Below are 17,873 nucleotides of genomic sequence, written 5' to 3' on the forward strand. Positions count from 1 at the left end.
CTCCTGGTTGGTTGATTGATCGATTGATTCGATGGAGGTACTTTCCCAGAGAGGGTGCGCACGGTCCATGACGTGGGAGGTCATGGGCTGCACGAAAAAAAGCCGGCCGCAAGAAGCGGCCGGCTTTCAGGGGAGCGTCAGAGCCTCAGGGCAACTGGGTCCAGTTCTGGTTGTTGCCGCCGTTGCAGGTCCACGTGATGAGCGCCGTGTCCTGCGTCGTCGAGCCGTTCGGCACATCGAGGCATGAACCCGATGCGCGGTTGCGAACCGTCCCGCCGACCAGGCTCCATTGCGTTGTGTCGCCGGCGGTGCACGCCAGCTGCACCACAGGTGCATTCGTCGTCGCGGTGCCGTTCTGCGCCAGGCACAGGCCGCTGTGCTCTGCGACGAACTGCACGTAGCCGCCCGTCAGGCTGTTCACCGTGAACTTCTCGTTGCCGGCGTTGCCGCACGGCCATTGCACGGCGGTCGTGCCGCTGGTGGTCGCCGCGCCCTTGATGTTCACGCACATCGTGGGGTTCAGGTCGGAGCGGATGCGCGCGACGACGGCCGGAGCCGTGTCGAGCGAGCGCACGTACTCGCGGATCGCCACCTGGTCGGCCCCTGGAAGGCTGTTGGCGTTGCCGTGGCCGCTGGTGAGCACGTCCTGCAGCGTGGCCGCCTGGCCGTTGTGGAAGAACGCCGTGGTGTTCCACGTGCCCGACAGCGTCGGCGTGTCGAAGCCCACGCCCGCCAGCGGCTGGTTCATGCCCTTGCCCGACGATGCCTGGATCGTGCCCACGTCGTGCCGCAGGCCGTCGCGGAAGGTGCCGCCCGAGTGGCAGGTCACGCACTGCGCCGAGCTGAACAGCGTCTGGCCGCGCGTCGCATCCACGCTCAGGCTGCCGTCCGCGTTGCGCGCCGGGCTGCGCATGAACTTGCTCAGCGAGCCCAGGTAGGCCGCCAGGTCGTCGAGCTGCGCGTTCTTGCCGGCCTTGGGCGCGCCCAGCGGGTCGGAGGTGGCCGCGAAATCCGCATTCGTCAGGAAGCCGGTGCCGCCGAACTCGTTGCGGATGTCGTTCTCGAAGTCCTGCACCTCGTCGAAGTTGGCCGTCCAGTGCAGCTTGCCGTGGCCTATGCCGCGCCGGCCCTGCAGGCTGATGGTGCGGCGCAGGCCCTCGCCGCGCTGGGTGAAGTCCCACACCATGCCGTCATCGCCGCCGTCCGCATGGCAGCTCGCGCAGGAGATGTAGTTGTCCTTGCTCATGCGCCGGTCGGAGGCGTTGTAGAACACCTGCTTGCCGCGCAGCGCCGCGGCAGCCATCGGCTCCTGCGCCACCGTCGACACGTTCTGCAGGAAGGTCGGGGCATTGGTCTCCGAACTCAGCACCGAGGCCACGTCGTGCACCGACACCGAACGCGCCAGGAAGTTGTTGACGAACAGCCGCTTGCGCGTCGAGTCCAGGTACAGGCCGTGCGGCGCGCTGCTGGCGTTGATCTCGCCGCGCACCGAGCGGCTGTACGGATCGACGATGGCGACGCGGTTGCCTTCCATCTGCGCAACGAACAGGTAGTCACCCGAGGCGGAGAACAGCGCGGCGCGCGCCGGTGCGCGGTCGTCGAAGTCGATCTGCTCGTCGAACTTCTCCGCCGCCGCCTGCAGGTCGACCTGCGACAGGATGGAGCGCACCGTCTGGTCGTGCACCAGGTTGTTTCCGTCCCTGAACTTGCCGCGCACGATGTTGTCCTTCTTCGAAGGCAGCACCGCCCGCTTGCCGTCCGGCGAGATCACGACCTGGCTCAGGTAGTTGGCCACGCCGCGCGCACGGCTCTCGGTGTCCACCGTGGTGGTGTCCACCGGCAGCGCGATGGTGGTCATGGCGCTCATGCTCTGCAGGTTCACCCTGTGCAGTTGGCCGCCCGTCATCTTCGACTTGAAGCGCGTGACGTAGGCCACCTGCGAGTCGGAGTTGACGGCAATGCCGCGCAGCGCGCCATCGAGCGCGACCGCACCGGTTGTGGCGCCGTTGCTCGGGTCGAAGCTCATCAGCACCGACTTGCTCTCCAGCGTCAGCAGGCCCTTCGCGCCATCGGGCGTGAAGGCCACGCCGTAGGGGCCGCTGCCGTAGGCAAGCGCCACGGTGGCGGAGATGGCGCCGTCTGCCGCGTTGAGCGCAACCAGCTTGTCCTCGCCCTGCACCGTGACCCAGATGCGTCCGTCGGGGCCTACTGCCAGCGTCTTCGGCTCATCGCCTACGCGGGTCTCCCAGAGCTTGGCCAGGGTCTGCGCGTTGATCGCGGCGACCGTGCCGCTGTCGGGGTTGACCGAATACACCGAGTTCGCGTCGCCTGCGATGTTGGTGGTGTGCGTGGGCGCCCGCGCCGTGGTCGGAACGATCACCGTGAGGTTGTAGGTGTAGAAGGTCTCGCGGCCGCTGCTGTCCTTCACCGTCAGCGTCACCGTGAAGTGGCCGGGGCGCGTGTAGGTGTAGGTGTAGTTCGGCTGGCTCGAATAGGCCGTCTGCGTGCCGTCGCCGAAGTTCCAGCGGAACTGCGCGCCGCTGCTACCCAGCGTGGCCGGGTTGAACACCAGCTGGCCGTTGACGATCTTCGGTCCGCCGCCGATGCCGGGGTCGCCGATGATGGCCTGGCCGCGCAGCGTGCTCACCTCGCTGTCGTTGAGCACGCGGCCGTAGACGCGCACCTCCGCCAGCGTGCCCTTGAAGAGCGCCGCATTGCCCTGGATCTGGCCCAGCAGGTTGAACTTGTTCGACAGGCCCTTGTTGCCGGTGGGGCCTGTGGATGTGGTCTTCACGCCATCGACGTACACGGCCTGCGCACCCGAGGCCGCATCGCGCGTCATCACGACGTGGTGCCAGCCGCCGTCGTTCACCGCTGCGGTGGAGGTGGTGCCCGCATCGTTGCCGATCGACAGCTTGATGCGCCCGCCGTTGTCGAGCCAGCCCCAGAACACGTCGTCCGCGCCGCCGGACTGGTCGCGCCCGAAGATGCCGGGCGCGGTCCACGAGTTGGGTCCGCCCGCCTGCGTGGTCTTCATGTAGAAGCTCAGCGACGCGGTGCCGCCGAGCACGGTGGCCACGCTGTCGTTCTTCAGCGGCACACCGGTGGTGCGGTTCGCGAAGTTCATGCCGATGCTCTCGAACGCGTCGCCGCCGGCCGGCGTGCCGTTGTTGGCGCCGATCTGGTCGGAGAGGTTGCCCGCCAGCGTCCAGTAGTGCATCAGGTTGATATCGGTCGCGTTGCCGGTGTTGAAGGTCGACTTGTAGTCCGCGCCGATGGCGTTGCCCGCATAGTCCTTCACGCCGTTGGCCGGCAGGAACACTTCATAGCTGGTGCCGGGCGAGAGTGGCTGGTCGGGGTGGAAGTTGATGATGCCCAGCTGCACGCTGTAGGTGCCGGCCAGCGTGTTGCCGCCGACAGGGCGCACGATGAAGGTGTTGGAGTTCACGCTCTCGGGCCGGATGTTGTCCGTCATGCCCAGGCCGATGCGCGATGTCAGCGCCTGCTGCTTCGCTCCGTTGGCGGGCGAGACCTGCTTGACCTCGGGCTTGGTGGTATCAGGGTCCACCGAGTGCACGACGAAGCCGCTGCCCGAGCCGTGGTCGTTGCCCACGAAGACGAGATTGCCGAACATCGCGACCTGGCCGTTGTCCGAATGCGTGAAGTTCGGGTCGTCCTCGCGCAGGATGCTGCCGCGGCCCACCTCCACGTGGTTGAGCGGATTGCTCACGTCGACCTTGTGGATGCGCGTTTGCGCGCCCTGGATGACGTAGTTGTCCTGCGTGGCGCAGTACAGCTGTTCGTCGATGACCAGGCGGTTGTCCTCGGCCACGAAGTGCGAGCGGTCGCTCAGGTCGTAGCTGTACATCCTGGCGCCGCTGTTGCGCGCGGAGGCATGCAGGTTCCTGCCGTCGAAGCAGGTCGCGTAGTAGAACGGCGTGGTGCCCACGATGGAATCGAGCACCTTGGGGTTGAGCGGATCGGAGATGTCCAGGCTCGCGAAGCCGCCGTTGCTTTCCATCGCGGTCAGCACCATGTGGTTGCCCATCGTGAAGATCGGGCCGATGCGGAAACCGCCGAGCTCGCCGGTGGGTACCGGATTGGGCTTGCCGGCGCCGCGGTTCGCGATCACGGCGTTCGCGGGGTCCCCGGCATCGACGATGAAGATGCCCCGGCCCGCCGACGCCACGTACAGGTAGGGTGCCTGCCACCAGAGCTGCCAGGCCACGTTCTCGTAGTCGCCGCCGTTGACGCCGGGCAGCGCCAGCTTCTTCACCTGCTTGATGTCGTTGACGTCGGTGAAGTCCCAGAACTCGACGCCGTTGATGCTGGGCAGCACCACGTACGTCTTGCCGCCGATCTTCGCGGTGCCGAAGGAGTGCGTTTCGCGGAACTCCTTGGTGCGGGCCTCGGGTTCGTAGATCTTCTTGACCAGCTGGATCTGGCGCGGGTTCGACACGTCGTACAGCAGGAAGCCGCCCGGGCCCAGGCCGCTGTCCGGCGCGAAGGAGGTGAGGAAGTAGCCGTTGACCATGATGCCCGCGTTCATGCCGTAGTCCTTGCGGCCCGGGTAGGTGGCGGGCACCTCGCGCGATTCGTAGGCGCTGCTGTGCGCCGGATCGAGCGGGTGCGCGGGGCTGGTGATCATCGACACCGGCTTGAACAGCTCGGCCGACGTGTAGGTGAGATTGCCCAGGCCCGGCCCCTGCAGCGGGAGCGGGTCGGCGACGGCCGCGGAGACCGCTGCCGCCATGTTGTTCAGGGTCGTCATCGGACTGACCCCGGTGATTGCCGCGTGCGTCAGCAGCGTGACGAACGGCAGCAGGAACGCCATCAAGTAATACCGGATTTTCATCGTTGCCTCCAGGTTGTTTGAAGTCCGCAGGGGAACCCTTTTTCTCGGCCAACTCGCTCCGTCTTTTTTCTTCTGGCAAAAGCTCGCGCGCAGGACGCACCCCGGCGGGCGACGCATGCGTCGCCCGCCGTACAGCCTTTGCTTCCTCTTCTTCCCTCTCTCGCTCTCTCCTTGGTCGGGTGGCGTCAGCTCATTTCACGCCGCCCGATTCATAGATGTCCCACGCCTCCTTGGCGCTCGCGCCGCGGTGGATCATGGCCATCAGCGCATCGACCACCGCCGACGGATTGGCGTGCTGGTACACATTGCGCCCGTACACCATGCCGACGGCGCCTTCGTCCATCAGCACGCGCGAGCGCGCGAACACCTGCTGCAGGTCTTCGCGCCCGCCGCCGCGCACGAGCACGGGGCAGCGCGCGGCCTGCACCACGCGGTGGAAGTCGGCCGGGTCGCTGGTCGGGTCGGCCTTGACGATGTCGGCGCCCATCTCGCGCGCCAGGCGCACCAGCGTGACGATCTTCTCGGCGTCGCCGTCGACCATGTAGCGGCTGCCGGGCGTGGGCGACTGCATCACCAGCGGCTCGATCATCAGCGGCATGCCGTAGCGGTCGCAGTCGGCGCGCACGCGCGCGATGTTCTGCACGCACTGGCGGAACAGGTCGGGCTCGTCCGGCAGCATGAACAGGTTGACGACCACGCAGGCGGCGTCGCGCTGCACGGCCGGCAGCACCGGGTCATGCTCGTTCTGCAGCACGGCCCACATCACGCGGTGCGCGGTGGCGTTGTAGGGGTTGCCCATGTCGATGCGCTGCACCAGCGCGGGCTTGTCACGGCCGGGGCGGTCCTGCAGCAGGTCGGCCTGGCCGTAGTTGAGCTGGATCGCGTCGGGGCCGGCGGCCACGAGCTTGTCGATCACCGCCGGCATGTCCTCGAGCCCGTTGAGGAACGAGGGCTCGTTGCACACGCCGTGGTCGAGCGCGATGTCCAGGCAGCGCCCGTTGTTCAGCAGCCGGTTCAGGCGTGCGGTCTTGTCCTTCGACATACGAAAGAAATCCTTGCTTGTTTGGTTGTGGGACAGAAAAGGTGAGTCAGGCCAGCGCGAGCAGATGCCTGCTGGCCGCCGTGTCGATGAGCTGCAGCGCGTCGTCGCGCAGGTGTACCGAGCCGGCGCCCGCGTTCTCGATGGCCTGCTTGCTGACGCGTGCGCCGCACAGCGCCACCGAGATGCTGCCGCGTGCCAGCGTCCACGCGATCATCAGTTGGCCGAACGAGCATTCGAGCTGCTTGCGCAGCGGCTCGATCTCTTCGAAGAAGGCCTTGAGCTTTCCGCGGTTCCCGGCGCTGAAGCGCGGGTTGCTCGCGCGCTGGTCGTCGCCGTTGAACTTGCGCTCGGGGTCGATGGGGCCGGCGAGCAGGCCGAGCGCCAGCGACGAGTAGCCCAGCACCGCGACGTTGTTCTCGCTGCACAGCGGCACCAGCGTCTGCTCGATCTCGCGGTCGATCAGGCTGTAGCGCTCCTGCGCCGCGTCGACCGGGCCATAGCGCAGGTACTCGGCGAGCGTCTCGGGGCTCACGTTGCTCACGCCGATGGCGCGGATCTTTCCCTGCTTCTTGAGTTCGAGCAGCGTGCTCATCGTTTCTTCGACCGGCGTGGTGCTGTCCTGCCAGTGCGTGATGTAGAGATCGATGTAGTCGGTCTGCAGGCGCTTCAGGCTTTCTTCCGCCTCGTGGATGATCGACTCGCGTCCGAGGTAGCGGTACACCGGGTGGCCGTCTTCTTCAAAGAAGTGCGTTCCCTTTTGCGTGTGCCACACCAGCCCGCACTTGGTGGCGATCACGGCTTCGTGGCGGCGGCCTTTGAGCGCGGTGCCGACGATGCTCTCGGAGCGCCCGAGGCCGTAGGCCGGCGCGGTGTCGATCAGGTTCACGCCCGCGTCTAGCGAAGCCTGTATGGCCAGCACGGCGGCCGCGTTGTCGCCGCCGCCCCACATCCAGCCGCCCATGGCCCAGGTGCCCAGGCCGATGGCCGAGCATTCGATGCCCGAGGGGCCGAGCGTGGTCTTCTTCATCGATGCGTTGTTCATCGCTTGGTCTTTCTCGTGTTCATGAGGTGGTCGATGGTCACGGCCGCGAGCAGGATGAGGCCCTTGATCACGTCCTGCCAGTAAGGCGACACGTCGAGCAGGATCAGCGAGCTGGTCACCACCGACAGCAGCGCCAGGCCCAGCACCGCGCCCAGCACCGTGCCCGAGCCGCCCTTGAGGCTGGCGCCGCCGATCACCGCGGCGGCGATCACGTTGAGCTCCATGCCCATGCCGAAGGTGGGCGTGGCGGCGCCGAAGCGGGCCGTGTAGATCACGCCGGCCAGTCCGGCCGAGGCCGAGCACAGCACCGTGACCCAGAACTTCACGTTGCCCACGCGAATGCCCGAGTACAGCGCGGCCTTCTCGTTGCTGCCCGTGTAGAACACACGGCGCAGCAGGGTGGAGCGGCGCAGCACGAAGTCGCTCGCCACCACAATCGCCAGGAAGATCAGGATCACGGCCGGAATGCCGAACAGCGTGCCCTGGCCGATGAACTTGAACTCGGCCGGCAGCGAGAACAGCGACTGCGGCGTGCCCTGCGTGAGCGCCAGGCACAGGCCGCGCACGATCACCATGAAGGCCAGCGAGGCGATGAAGTGGTTCAGGCCGATGCGCGTGACGCAGCCGCCGATCATCGCGCCGATCAGCGCGCTTGCGCCGATGGCCACCAGCCCCGCCGTCCACGGGTCGAAGCCCATGAGGAAGAGCTTGCCCGTGACCACCATCGCGAAGCACACGACCGAGCCCACCGACAGGTCGATGCCGCCGACGATCAGCAGGATCGTCATGCCCACCACCACGATGCCCTCGATGGAGAACGACAGCAGCATCGCGCGCACGTTGTCCCACGTGAGGAAGTAGGGCGACGCGAAGCTCATGCCCACGCACAGCGCCGCGATGATGAGCAGCAAGCCCATTTCGCGCATGCTGCCGAGTTTGCTGGCGGGTTTCACGGGGCCTCCTCCTCCAGTCTGTGGTCGCGGCTGGAGGCCTGGGGCGGCCCCCGCATCGAGTTGTGCCGGGTAGTTCATGCTGTCGTTTCCTCTTCGCAAAGTCCGGAGGCCAGCCGCAGCAGCGCCTCTTCCGTCATTTCGTTGTCTTGCACTTCACCGGCCAGCCGGCCGTCGCGTATCACCAGCGCGCGGTCGCACAGCCCGATGATCTCGGGCAGCTCCGAAGAGATCACGATCACGCCCACGCCCTGGTTGGCCAGCTCGCGCAGGATGTGATGGATCTCCGACTTGGCGCCCACGTCCACGCCGCGCGTGGGCTCGTCCATCAGCAGCACCGAGGGGTTGGTGGCCAGCAGCTTGGCGATGGCCACCTTCTGCTGGTTGCCGCCCGACAGGCTCGCCACGTCGATGTCGACCCCGTCGGATTTCAGCTTGAGCTTGGTGCCGAGCTCCACGGCCAGCCTGTGTTCGGCCGAGCGTTGAAGCAGGCCGAAGCGCGAGCTGACGCGCTTGAGCGCCATCGATGCGATGTTCTGCGCAATGGGCAGGTCGAGGTACACACCGGCCGCCTTGCGGTCTTCGCTGAGGTAGGCGATGCCTGCGCGCAATGCGTCGCTGTACTTGCGGATCGTGAGCTGCTTGCCGCGCAGGCGCACGGTGCCGCGCCGCGCGGGGCGCAGGCCGCACACGGTTTCGGCGAGCTCGCTGCGACCGGCGCCCATCAGGCCCGCAATGCCGAGGATCTCGCCGCGCTTCAGCGTGAAGGACACGCCGTGCACGCGCTCGCCGTCGGCGATGTCGCTCACTTCGAGCACGTGTTCATTCGAGCTGCTGTCTTCCTGCTTCGGCGGGTAGTAGTTGCCCAGGTCGCGCCCGACCATGCGGCGCACCAGGTCGTCGGCGTTCAGCTCGGCGAGCGGGCCGCTGTGCACGTCGCGTCCGTCGCGCAACACGGTGACGCGGTCGCCGTGCGCAAAGATCTCGGCCATGCGGTGGCTGATGTAGATGATGCCGATGCCCTGCGCCTTGAGGTCGTGCAGCACCCTGAAGAGAGCGGCCGATTCGTTGTCGGTCAGCGCGGCTGTCGGTTCGTCGAGGATCAGCACCTTGCAGTTCAGCGTGAGCGCCTTGGCGATCTCGATGAGCTGCTGCGTGGAAATGCTCAGGTCCTTCACCAGCGCGGAAGGATCGATGTCCTGCCCCAGCCGCTGCAGCACCTTGGCGGCGCGCTCATTGAGGCTCGCGTAGTTCATCCACGCTGTTTTGCCGGCGTTGATCTCCGGCATGAAGATGTTCTCGGCCACGGTGGCGTCGCCGCACAGGGCGATCTCCTGGTGCACCAGGCCGATGCCCAGGCGCATGGCGTGCGCCGGGCCGTCGATGACCACCTGCTGGCCGTCGAGCGAGATCGTGCCTTCGTCGGGCTGGTGGATGCCGTCGATGATGTTCATCAGCGTGGACTTGCCCGCGCCGTTCTCGCCGCAAAGGGCGTGGATCTCGCCGCGGTGCAGCGAGAAGTCCACGCCCGAGAGCGCACGCGAAGCGCCGAAGCGCTTGCTGATCCCCTTCAGTTCGAGCAATGCGCTCACTGCGTTCACTCGCCGATTCCCTTGGTGCCGCGGCGGGCGAGGTACTTGTCCCAGTAGAAGTCGTCGGCATTGGCCTTGCTGACCACCGCGAGCCCGTTGTCCAGGAAGGGCACGGCCATCGGGTTGGTGCCGTTGCGCTTGGCGTCGTTCATCGGGTCGATGAGTGTCGGGTTCTTCGCAAGGAACAGCATCATCATGCCCATGTAGCCCTGCATGCCCTGGTTCGGGTTGATGGCGCCGAACACGTCGCCCGACTTGATCATGTCGAGGATCTTGGCGTTCACGTCGCAGCACATCACCTTGATGTTCTTCTTGGTCTCGACCTTGGCCTGCGCCGCGCCGAGCGCCGAGTTGGCCTCGGGCATGAAGAGGGCGCCCAGGTTCGGGTTGGCTTGCGCCAGGCTCAACACCGCCTGGTAGGCCTTGTTCGGGTCCTGGTTGCTGGCGGCGCGGCCGACCAGCTTCATGCCCGGGTGCTTGGCCTTCATGCGGCTCACGAAGGCGGCGATGCGGCGGTCGTGGTTGTCCTGGCCCGGGTTCTCCAGCACGGCGTATTCGCCCTTGCCGCCCAGCGACGCGGCGATGGCGTCGGCGGCCTGCGTGCCTTCGCGGTCGTTGTCGGACGTGATGAAAGAGGTGCGCTTGGAGTTCGGCGAGTCGGCCGCGAAGGTGACGACCGGGATGCCCATCGCCGCCGCGCGGTTGATCGGCTCGATGAACGGGTCGGGGTTCATCGGGTGCAGCAGGATGCCGGCAGGCTTGCGCGCCAGCTCCTGCTCGAACGATGCGAGCTGCTTGTTCACGTCGTACTCCGGCGTGCCGGTGTAGCGGGTGCGAACGCCCAGCGTGCGGCCGAGCTGCTTCATCATTTCGTAGACCGGAAACCAGTACTCGACCCCCGACACCATCACGTTCATCACGTAGACGTCGCTGGGGTTGCCGCGCAGTCCGCCGCCCGCGGCGGGTGCCGCGGCCTGCTGCTGCGCGAATGCGCTGGCGCCGGCCAGGCCGATGCCGGCTGCCGCGGCGGACTTCAGGAAATTACGCCTCATTTTTTGTCTCCTCACGTTGGGTGGGCTCAGCTTGCGATGCTGCTTTTCAGGGCAGCGCTTTGATCCTCTGCGTCACGACAGTTGTTATGACAGGCTAGAATGTACGCGCTGCCCGTTTGACGGGATAACTAGGGGAAACGCTACTGGCAACGCGCTTTTATTCCGCCGAAGCTGTTATGACATGAAGCCAAACATACTGATCGGCATCGACATGGGGTCGAGCAGCCTGAAAGCCCTGGCCCTCGAAGCCGGGAGCGGCCGCTCCATCGCCCTGTCCCGAATGCCACTGCCGCACGATCGGCTGCCTGGAGGGGGATGCGAAGTGGCCGCGACGGCGATCCGCGCGGCCTTGACCCACGTGCTGCGCGACGTCGCCCACCAGCTCGGCGCCCGCGTGGCCGAGGTCTGCGCCATCGGCTGTACGGGCCACGGCGCGGGGCTCTATGCGCTCGATGCGCGCAACGAACTCGTCGGCGGGCGGGCCGTGGCGTCGACCGACCAGCGCGCCGATGCGCGTGCGCGTTCGCTCTCACTGGGCCATGGCGACGCTCTGTTCGCGGATGTCGGCTGCAGGCCGTGGCCGGGGCAGCCCACCGTGATCGCGGCCGAGCTGCTGGGCACTGATGCCGTGCAGCGCGGGGCGGTGCGCCGGCTGCTGTTCGCGAAGGACTATCTCGGCTTTCTGCTGACAGGCGAGATCGCGACCGATGCCAGTGATGCAAGCACTGCCGGGTTGGTGTCGATCGCAACGGGCACATGGTCGCAGGCGGCCTTCGATGCATCGGGCATCGCGGACCTTGGGCCGCACGTCTTCGGGCCGCTGGTGCCGAGCGGCGAGGTCGTCGGCAAGCTGCGGCCTGCTGAAGCCGCGCTGTGCGGCCTGCCCGCCGGCATCCCCGTGGCGATGGGCGCCATCGACCTGCTCGCCTCGATGACCGCGATCTGCGCGGAAGGGCGTGCCCGTGCGGTGTCGGTCTTCGGCACGTGGTGCGTGAACGCGGTGATCGGGCCGGTGATCGAGCCCAAGCCCGACGTTGCCGCCGTCGTGAACTTCGGCCGCGAGGACAAGCGGCTCTACATGGAGAACAGTCCGTCGTCGATGGCCAACATCGCATGGCTGGCCGGCGTGCTCGGGCTGCCCGATTCGCGCGCTGTCGTCGACCTGGCGATGTCGGTGCCGCTGGGCGCGGGCGGCCTGCGCTTCCTGCCCTTCGTCAACGGCGGTGGCGGCGTGACGGCGGGCTTCGTCGGGCTCAAGAGCCACCACACACGCGGCGACATGGCGCGCGCGGTGGTCGATTCGGTCGCCGCGCTGCACGCGCGGCACACCGCGCGCCTTGCAGCCTGCGGCCTGCCCGTGTCCGCATCGACCGTGCTCGGCGGCGGTGCGAGCGACACGCGCCTCGTGCGCCTGCTCGCCGGCTTCCTGGCTCACCCGGTCGAACGCTGCGCCGACGACGAAACCGGCGCGCGCGGCGCAGCCATCTACGCCGCCATGTCGCAAGGCATCGACCACGCCGAACAAGGCAGCGCCTTGCTCGCGCCCTGCGACACGGTCGAACCCGATGCCGCCGAGGCACGCGCCCATGCCGATTTCAACGCCGGCTTCAACGAACTGATCGACACCATGTCTCCTGTGTTTTCCCATCTGTCGGGAGCTGCGAAATGAGCGCCTGGCAACTGCCTTTCGTGCGTCCGGCTTCGCTGGCGGATCGTCATTTCTCGACAGTGATCGTCGGCGCCGGCATCAACGGCGTCGGCGTGTTCCGCGACCTGTGCCTGCAGCGCGTCGATTGCCTCATCGTCGACAAGGGCGACTTCAGCGCGGGTGCCAGCAGCGCGCCCTCGCGCATGATCCACGGCGGCCTGCGCTACCTGGAGAACGGCAGCTTCTCGCTGGTGGCCGAAGCCACGCGCGAGCGCAACCTGCTGCTGCGCAACGCGCCGCACCTGGTACAGCCGCTGAAGACGGTGGTGCCGCTGTCGAGCTTCTTCGGCGGCCTCATGAGCAGCGCGCTCAAGTTCTTCGGCCGCACGCCGCCGCAACGCACGCGCGGCCTGCTGGCCGTGGCGGCGGGCCTGCGCCTTTACGACCTGCTGGGCCGTCGCCAGCGCGTGATGCCCAACCACCGCATCAGCCGCGTGCCGCAGAACGACCGCAGCCTGTTCCGCGCCGCGGTGCGCTGGACTGCCACCTTCTTCGATGCGTGGATCAGCCACCCCGAATGGTTGATCCTCGAACTCATCGGCGACGCCTGCCGCGACCAGCCTCGCTCGGCCGCCGCCAACTACTGCCGCGTGATGGGCTGCGCGGGCAACATCCTCACGCTGCGCGACGAGATCACCGGCGCGCTGGTGCGCGTGACGGCCGACACCGTGGTGAATGCCAGCGGTGCGTGGCTCGACCGAAGCACCGCCGTGCTCGGCGGCGCGGGCTCACGCGTGATGGGCACGAAGGGCTCGCACCTCGTGCTCGACCACCCCGCGCTGCGCGATGCACTCGAAGGCCGCATGGCTTACTTCGAGGCGGTGGACGGGCGCGTGTGCATCGTCTATCCCTTTCTCGACCGCGTGCTGGTGGGCTCCACCGACATTCCGGTGGATGACCCCGATCAGATCGGCACGGAGCCTGAAGAGGTCGACTACCTGCTCGACGTGCTGGCCGAGGTGTTCCCGAACCTCTCCTTCGGGCGCGGCGACGTGGTCTACACCTATGTCGGCGTGCGGCCGCTCGCGCGCTCCGACGCCGACAAGCCGGGCCAGATCTCGCGCGACCATTCGGTGGTACTCGACCCGCCCAATGCGACGCGCGACATTCCCATCGTCGGCCTCGTCGGGGGCAAGTGGACGACCTTTCGTGCACTTGCTGAAGAAGCCACCAACGAAGTGCTGCAGCAGTTGGGCCGCCCGCGCACCGCATCGACCGAACTGCTGCCCATCGGCGGCGGTGCGGAGCTGCCTGCCGATGCACAGGCGACGGAGCGCTTCGTCGAGCGCATGGTTGCCACCTCCGGCCTGGGCCGCACGCGCGCGCAGGTGCTGCTGCGCCGCTACGGATCGAAGGCGCTGCCGCTGGCGCAGCGCCTCGGTGCCTCGGGCGACGTGCCGCTGCAGCACGCGCCCGATTACTCGGTTGCCGAACTCTCGTACCTCTGCCTCGAAACCGGCGTGGTCCATCTCGACGACCTCGTGATCCGCCGCACGCTGCTGGCTATTCGCGGGCTCGTCACCGATGCTGCGCTGGCCGAGATGGCTGGCATTGCAGCCGAGGCGCTCGGCTGGGACGCAGCGCAGGCGCACCACGAACTGCAAGCCTGCTCCGCCGCCCTGCGCGAGCGCCACGGCGTGCGGCTTTCGCCGGTGGTGGCCGATGCGCCGCCGTCTTTCGATGCATCATTGATGACTCCTCAGGCCTTGGGCCAGCCCTCAACGTGAACTCTTCGACCGAAACTTCGACCGTGCTCGACCGCGACTCCGAGTCGCCCCTGTGGGCCCAGTTCCGCGATGCGCTTCGACTGCAGATACTGCAGGGCGCGCTGCCCATCGGCGCCAAGCTGCCGTCCGAAGCCGAGCTCGGCGAGCAGTTCGGCATCTCGCGCATCGTGGTGCGCGAGGCGCTGGCCGACCTGGTGCGCAACAACCTCATCTACAAGATCAAGGGCCGCGGCGCGTTCGTGTCGGCACGCGAGCGCGACGAGGATTTCGTCTCGACCGTGCTCGGCTTTTCCGACGAGATGGAGCGCAAGGGCCGCTCGGTGCGCACGCAGATCCTCACGCAGGAGCTGCGCGCGCCCACCGAGCAGGAAGCCGCGTCACTTGGGTTGAGTGACGACACGCAGGTGGTCGCGCTGAAGCGCCTGCGCAGCGTGGACGGCGAGCTGCGCCTGCTGGTCGAAACCGTGGTGCCCGCAGACCTTGCGCCGGGCCTGCATCGCACGCGCCTGGACGACCGCTCGCTGTACGACGTGCTGCGCCGCCAGTACGGCCTGCGCCTGGTGCGCGCCGAACGCTGGATCGATGCGGTGCTGCCAGACGCCGAGACCTGCCAGCTGCTCAACCTGCCGCAGCCCGAGCCGCTGCTGCGCATCGAATCGATCGCCTACGGTGCCAATGGCCGGCCGCTGGAACACTACCGCGCGCTCCACCGCTGCAAGACCAGCCGCCTGCACGTGCAGACGACGACCTGAGGGTGATGACGAGAAGCGGCTACAGCAGCCGCTTCAGATAACGCCCTGTGTGGCTTGCCTCGTTCGCCGCGATGTCTTCCGGCGTGCCTTCGCCCACCACCATGCCGCCGCCCGCGCCGCCTTCAGGGCCCATGTCGATCAGCCAGTCGGCCGTCTTGATGACGTCGAGGTTGTGCTCGATCACCACGATGGTGTTGCCCGCGTCGCGCAGCTGGTGCAGCACCTTCAGCAGCAGCTCGATGTCGGCGAAGTGCAGGCCGGTGGTCGGCTCGTCGAGGATGTACAGCGTGCGGCCGGTGTCGCGCTTGCTGAGCTCCAGCGCGAGCTTCACGCGCTGCGCCTCGCCGCCCGACAGCGTGGTGGCCGACTGGCCGAGCTTGATGTAGCTCAGGCCCACGTCGAGCAGCGTGCGCAGCTTGCGCTCGATGGTCGGCACGGCCTTCAGGAACTCGTGCGCGGTCTCGACCGTCATCTCGAGGATCTGCGCGATGTTCTTGCCCTTGTAGAGCACCTCCAGCGTCTCGCGGTTGTAGCGCTGACCGTGGCAGACCTCGCAGGGCACGTACACGTCGGGCAGGAAGTGCATCTCGACCTTCACCACGCCGTCGCCCTGGCAGGCCTCGCAGCGCCCGCCTGCCACGTTGAAGCTGAAGCGGCCCGGGCCGTAGCCGCGCTCGCGCGCGGTGTTGGTCTCGGCCATCAGCTCGCGGATGGGCGTGAACAAGCCCGTGTATGTGGCCGGGTTGCTGCGCGGCGTGCGGCCGATGGGGCTCTGGTCGACGTTGATGACCTTGTCGAAATACTCGATGCCCTCGACCGATTCGTGCGCGGCCGGTTCTTCGTGCGCGCGGTACAGCGTGCGCGCCACTGCCGTGTAGAGCGTGTCGTTCACCAGCGTCGACTTGCCCGAGCCCGAGACGCCCGTCACGCAGGTCAGCAGGCCGACCGGGAAGGCGACGCTCACGTTCTTCAGGTTGTTGCCGGTGGCGCCGACGACGCGAATTTCCTGCAGGTCGGTCTGCGTGGCCAGGTGGGCGGCCTCGCGTGCGGCGCGGCGTTCGGCCGCGGGGCTCGGCGGAAAGCGCGAGGCCTTCTTGCCTTCGTTGAACGCAGGCTTGCTCACCACGGGCAGCCACGCGGTGCGGTGCTTCGGCACTTCGATCTTGCGCGTGCCCGACAGGTACTGGCCGGTGAGCGAGTCGGGGTTGGATGAAACCTCGGCATACGTGCCCTGCGCCATCACGCGCCCGCCGTGCACGCCCGCGCCGGGGCCCATGTCGATCACGTGGTCGGCGGCGTGGATCATGTCCTCGTCGTGCTCGACCACGATCACGCTGTTGCCGATGTCGCGCAGATGCTTCAGCGTGCCGATGAGGCGGTCGTTGTCGCGCTGGTGCAGGCCGATGCTGGGCTCGTCGAGCACGTACATCACGCCCGTGAGGCCCGAGCCGATCTGCGACGCAAGCCGGATGCGCTGCGCCTCGCCGCCCGAGAGCGTCTCGGCGCTGCGGTCCAGGCTCAGGTAGTTCAGGCCCACGTCGTTCAGGAATTTCAGGCGCAGGCCGATCTCGCGCACCACCTTGTCGGCGATGTCGGCCTTGGCACCGCGCAGCTTGAGCGTATGGAACCACGCGAGCGAATCGCGCAGCGTGAGGCGGCTGAGCTCGAAGATCGCCATGCGCGGCGGTTCGCTGCCGTCGGCCGGGCGGTTCGATTCGTCGACGAGGAACACGTTGCGCGCTTCGGGGCGAAGGCGCGAGCCACCGCAATCGGGGCAGGGCTGCAGGTTGCGAAAGCGCGCGAGGTCTTCGCGCACCATCACCGAATCGGTCTCGCGGTAGCGCCGCGCCATGTTCGGGATGATCCCCTCGAAGGGATGCTTCTTCGTGAGCTTCTTGCCCGCGAAGTTGCCCGATTCCATGGTGTAGTTGAACTTGATCTCCTCGGCGGCAGAGCCGTGCAGCAGCACCTGCTGCACCGAGGCCGGCAATGACTCGAAGGGCGCGTCGACGTCGAACTTGTAGTGCTTCGCGACGCTCTCGATCATGCTGAAGTAGTAGCCGTTGCGGCGGTCCCAGCCCTTGATGGCGCCGCTGGCCAGCGACAGCGAAGGAAAGGCCACCACGCGCGCCGGATCGAACACCTCGCGGTGGCCGAGGCCGTCGCAGCTGGGGCAGGCGCCCACGGGCGAGTTGAACGAGAAGAGGCGCGGCTCCAGCTCCGACAGCGAGTAGTGGCAGATCGGGCAGGCGAACTTGGCGTTGAACAGGTGCTCTTTATCAGCCGCACCTTCGGCGCCCAGTTCGAGCGCAATGGCGCGGCCTTCGGCCAGGCGCAGCGCGGCCTCGAAGCTCTCGGCCAGCCGCTGCTGCATGTCGGCGCGCGCGCGCAGGCGGTCGATGACCACGTCGATGTCGTGCTTCTCGGTCTTCTTGAGCTTGGGCAGGTCGTTGTATTCGTAGGTCTGCCCGTCCACGCGAAAGCGCACGTAGCCGGCCGCCTGCATCTCGGCGAAGAGTTCGAGGAACTCGCCCTTCTTCTCGCGCGCCACGGGCGCCAGGATCATCAGGCGCGGCTCGCCGGGCAAGGCCAGCGTGGCATCGACCATCTGCGAGACCGTCTGCGCTTGCAATGGCAGGTGGTGGTCGGGGCAGTAGGGCGTGCCGGCGCGGGCGTACAGCAGGCGCAGGTAGTCGTGGATCTCGGTCACGGTGCCCACGGTGGAGCGCGGGTTGTGGCTGGTGGCCTTCTGCTCGATGCTGATGGCGGGCGACAGGCCCTCGATCACGTCGACGTCGGGCTTGTCCATGAGCTGCAGGAACTGCCGCGCATAGGCCGACAGGCTCTCGACGTAGCGCCGCTGCCCTTCGGCATACAGCGTGTCGAAGGCCAGGCTCGACTTGCCCGAGCCCGACAGGCCGGTGATCACCACCAGCTTGTTGCGCGGGATGTCGAGATCGACGTTCTTCAGGTTGTGGGTGCGCGCACCGCGGATGCTGATGCGCTGCTGCGCGAGCACTGCGCCGAGGTAGGTGGCGCGTTCGCGCTCCGCATCGCGTGCGCTTTCGGCGTCGGCTGCGGTGTCTTCAGTGGATATTGAATTCAAGGGGGCGATCGTCCGAGGGCAACCGGACATGATAGACCGCCGCGCAT

At 67.4% G+C, this 17,873-nt stretch carries 10 protein-coding genes; 3 read left to right on the plus strand and 7 right to left on the minus strand.

Features of this window, described 5'->3' with window-relative positions; translation table 11 throughout:
- Positions 1 to 145: 145 nt before the first annotated feature.
- From BLV60_RS09930 to BLV60_RS09955, 6 genes are all read right to left on the minus strand, one after another.
- Positions 146 to 4,855: an Ig-like domain-containing protein gene (locus BLV60_RS09930; protein ID WP_093053808.1), complete on the minus strand. Its 4,710-nt coding sequence runs from the start codon at positions 4,853 to 4,855 to the stop codon at positions 146 to 148.
- Between the two features lie 190 nt (positions 4,856 to 5,045).
- A complete protein-coding gene (locus tag BLV60_RS09935; protein WP_093053811.1) occupies positions 5,046 to 5,897 on the minus strand; it encodes a class I fructose-bisphosphate aldolase in 852 nt (283 codons plus the stop codon).
- A 46-nt stretch (positions 5,898 to 5,943) separates the two neighbouring features.
- Complete coding sequence (locus tag BLV60_RS09940; RefSeq protein ID WP_093054249.1) at positions 5,944 to 6,924, minus strand: aldo/keto reductase; 981 nt, start codon at positions 6,922 to 6,924, stop codon at positions 5,944 to 5,946.
- Between the two features lie 11 nt (positions 6,925 to 6,935).
- Positions 6,936 to 7,970: an ABC transporter permease gene (locus BLV60_RS09945; RefSeq protein ID WP_093053814.1), complete on the minus strand. Its 1,035-nt coding sequence runs from the start codon at positions 7,968 to 7,970 to the stop codon at positions 6,936 to 6,938.
- On the minus strand, positions 7,967 to 9,490 hold the full coding sequence (locus BLV60_RS09950; protein WP_093053816.1) for a sugar ABC transporter ATP-binding protein: 1,524 nt from the start codon (positions 9,488 to 9,490) through the stop codon (positions 7,967 to 7,969). The genes BLV60_RS09945 and BLV60_RS09950 overlap by 4 nt, the downstream gene beginning before the upstream one ends.
- On the minus strand, positions 9,487 to 10,533 hold the full coding sequence (locus BLV60_RS09955; protein WP_093053818.1) for a substrate-binding domain-containing protein: 1,047 nt from the start codon (positions 10,531 to 10,533) through the stop codon (positions 9,487 to 9,489). Before BLV60_RS09955 ends, BLV60_RS09950 begins: the two co-directional genes overlap by 4 nt.
- Positions 10,534 to 10,714: 181 nt before the next feature.
- Between BLV60_RS09955 and BLV60_RS09960 the strand changes: the two genes are divergently transcribed.
- Genes BLV60_RS09960 through BLV60_RS09970 form a run of 3 tightly spaced genes read left to right on the plus strand, consistent with a single transcriptional unit; the run spans position 10,715 to position 14,720 of the window.
- Positions 10,715 to 12,202: an FGGY family carbohydrate kinase gene (locus tag BLV60_RS09960; protein ID WP_093053820.1), complete on the plus strand. Its 1,488-nt coding sequence runs from the start codon at positions 10,715 to 10,717 to the stop codon at positions 12,200 to 12,202.
- Positions 12,199 to 13,968 (plus strand): glycerol-3-phosphate dehydrogenase/oxidase, encoded by a 1,770-nt coding sequence (locus BLV60_RS09965; protein ID WP_093053823.1) that lies wholly within the window; start codon positions 12,199 to 12,201, stop codon positions 13,966 to 13,968. Before BLV60_RS09960 ends, BLV60_RS09965 begins: the two co-directional genes overlap by 4 nt.
- On the plus strand, positions 13,965 to 14,720 hold the full coding sequence (locus BLV60_RS09970) for a GntR family transcriptional regulator (RefSeq protein WP_093053825.1): 756 nt from the start codon (positions 13,965 to 13,967) through the stop codon (positions 14,718 to 14,720). Before BLV60_RS09965 ends, BLV60_RS09970 begins: the two co-directional genes overlap by 4 nt.
- Before the next feature lie 19 nt (positions 14,721 to 14,739).
- Here the strand turns inward: BLV60_RS09970 and uvrA are convergent, their stop codons facing one another.
- Positions 14,740 to 17,856 (minus strand): excinuclease ABC subunit UvrA, encoded by a 3,117-nt coding sequence (gene uvrA, locus BLV60_RS09975; protein WP_093053828.1) that lies wholly within the window; start codon positions 17,854 to 17,856, stop codon positions 14,740 to 14,742.
- Positions 17,857 to 17,873 lie beyond the last annotated feature (17 nt).

This window comes from Variovorax sp. YR634 (assembly GCF_900106655.1).
Classification (GTDB): domain Bacteria; phylum Pseudomonadota; class Gammaproteobacteria; order Burkholderiales; family Burkholderiaceae_C; genus Variovorax.

Bases quoted from the DNA above. Each gene is read 5' to 3' on its own strand.
- BLV60_RS09930 (WP_093053808.1), bottom strand. From the start codon at position 4,855: ATGAAAATCCGGTATTACTTGATGGCGTTCCTGCTGCCGTTCGTCACG.
- BLV60_RS09935 (WP_093053811.1), bottom strand. From the start codon at position 5,897: ATGTCGAAGGACAAGACCGCACGCCTGAACCGGCTGCTGAACAACGGG.
- BLV60_RS09940 (WP_093054249.1), bottom strand. From the start codon at position 6,924: ATGAAGAAGACCACGCTCGGCCCCTCGGGCATCGAATGCTCGGCCATC.
- BLV60_RS09945 (WP_093053814.1), bottom strand. From the start codon at position 7,970: ATGAACTACCCGGCACAACTCGATGCGGGGGCCGCCCCAGGCCTCCAG.
- BLV60_RS09955 (WP_093053818.1), bottom strand. From the start codon at position 10,533: ATGAGGCGTAATTTCCTGAAGTCCGCCGCGGCAGCCGGCATCGGCCTG.
- BLV60_RS09960 (WP_093053820.1), top strand. From the start codon at position 10,715: ATGAAGCCAAACATACTGATCGGCATCGACATGGGGTCGAGCAGCCTG.
- BLV60_RS09965 (WP_093053823.1), top strand. From the start codon at position 12,199: ATGAGCGCCTGGCAACTGCCTTTCGTGCGTCCGGCTTCGCTGGCGGAT.
- uvrA (WP_093053828.1), bottom strand. From the start codon at position 17,856: ATGTCCGGTTGCCCTCGGACGATCGCCCCCTTGAATTCAATATCCACT.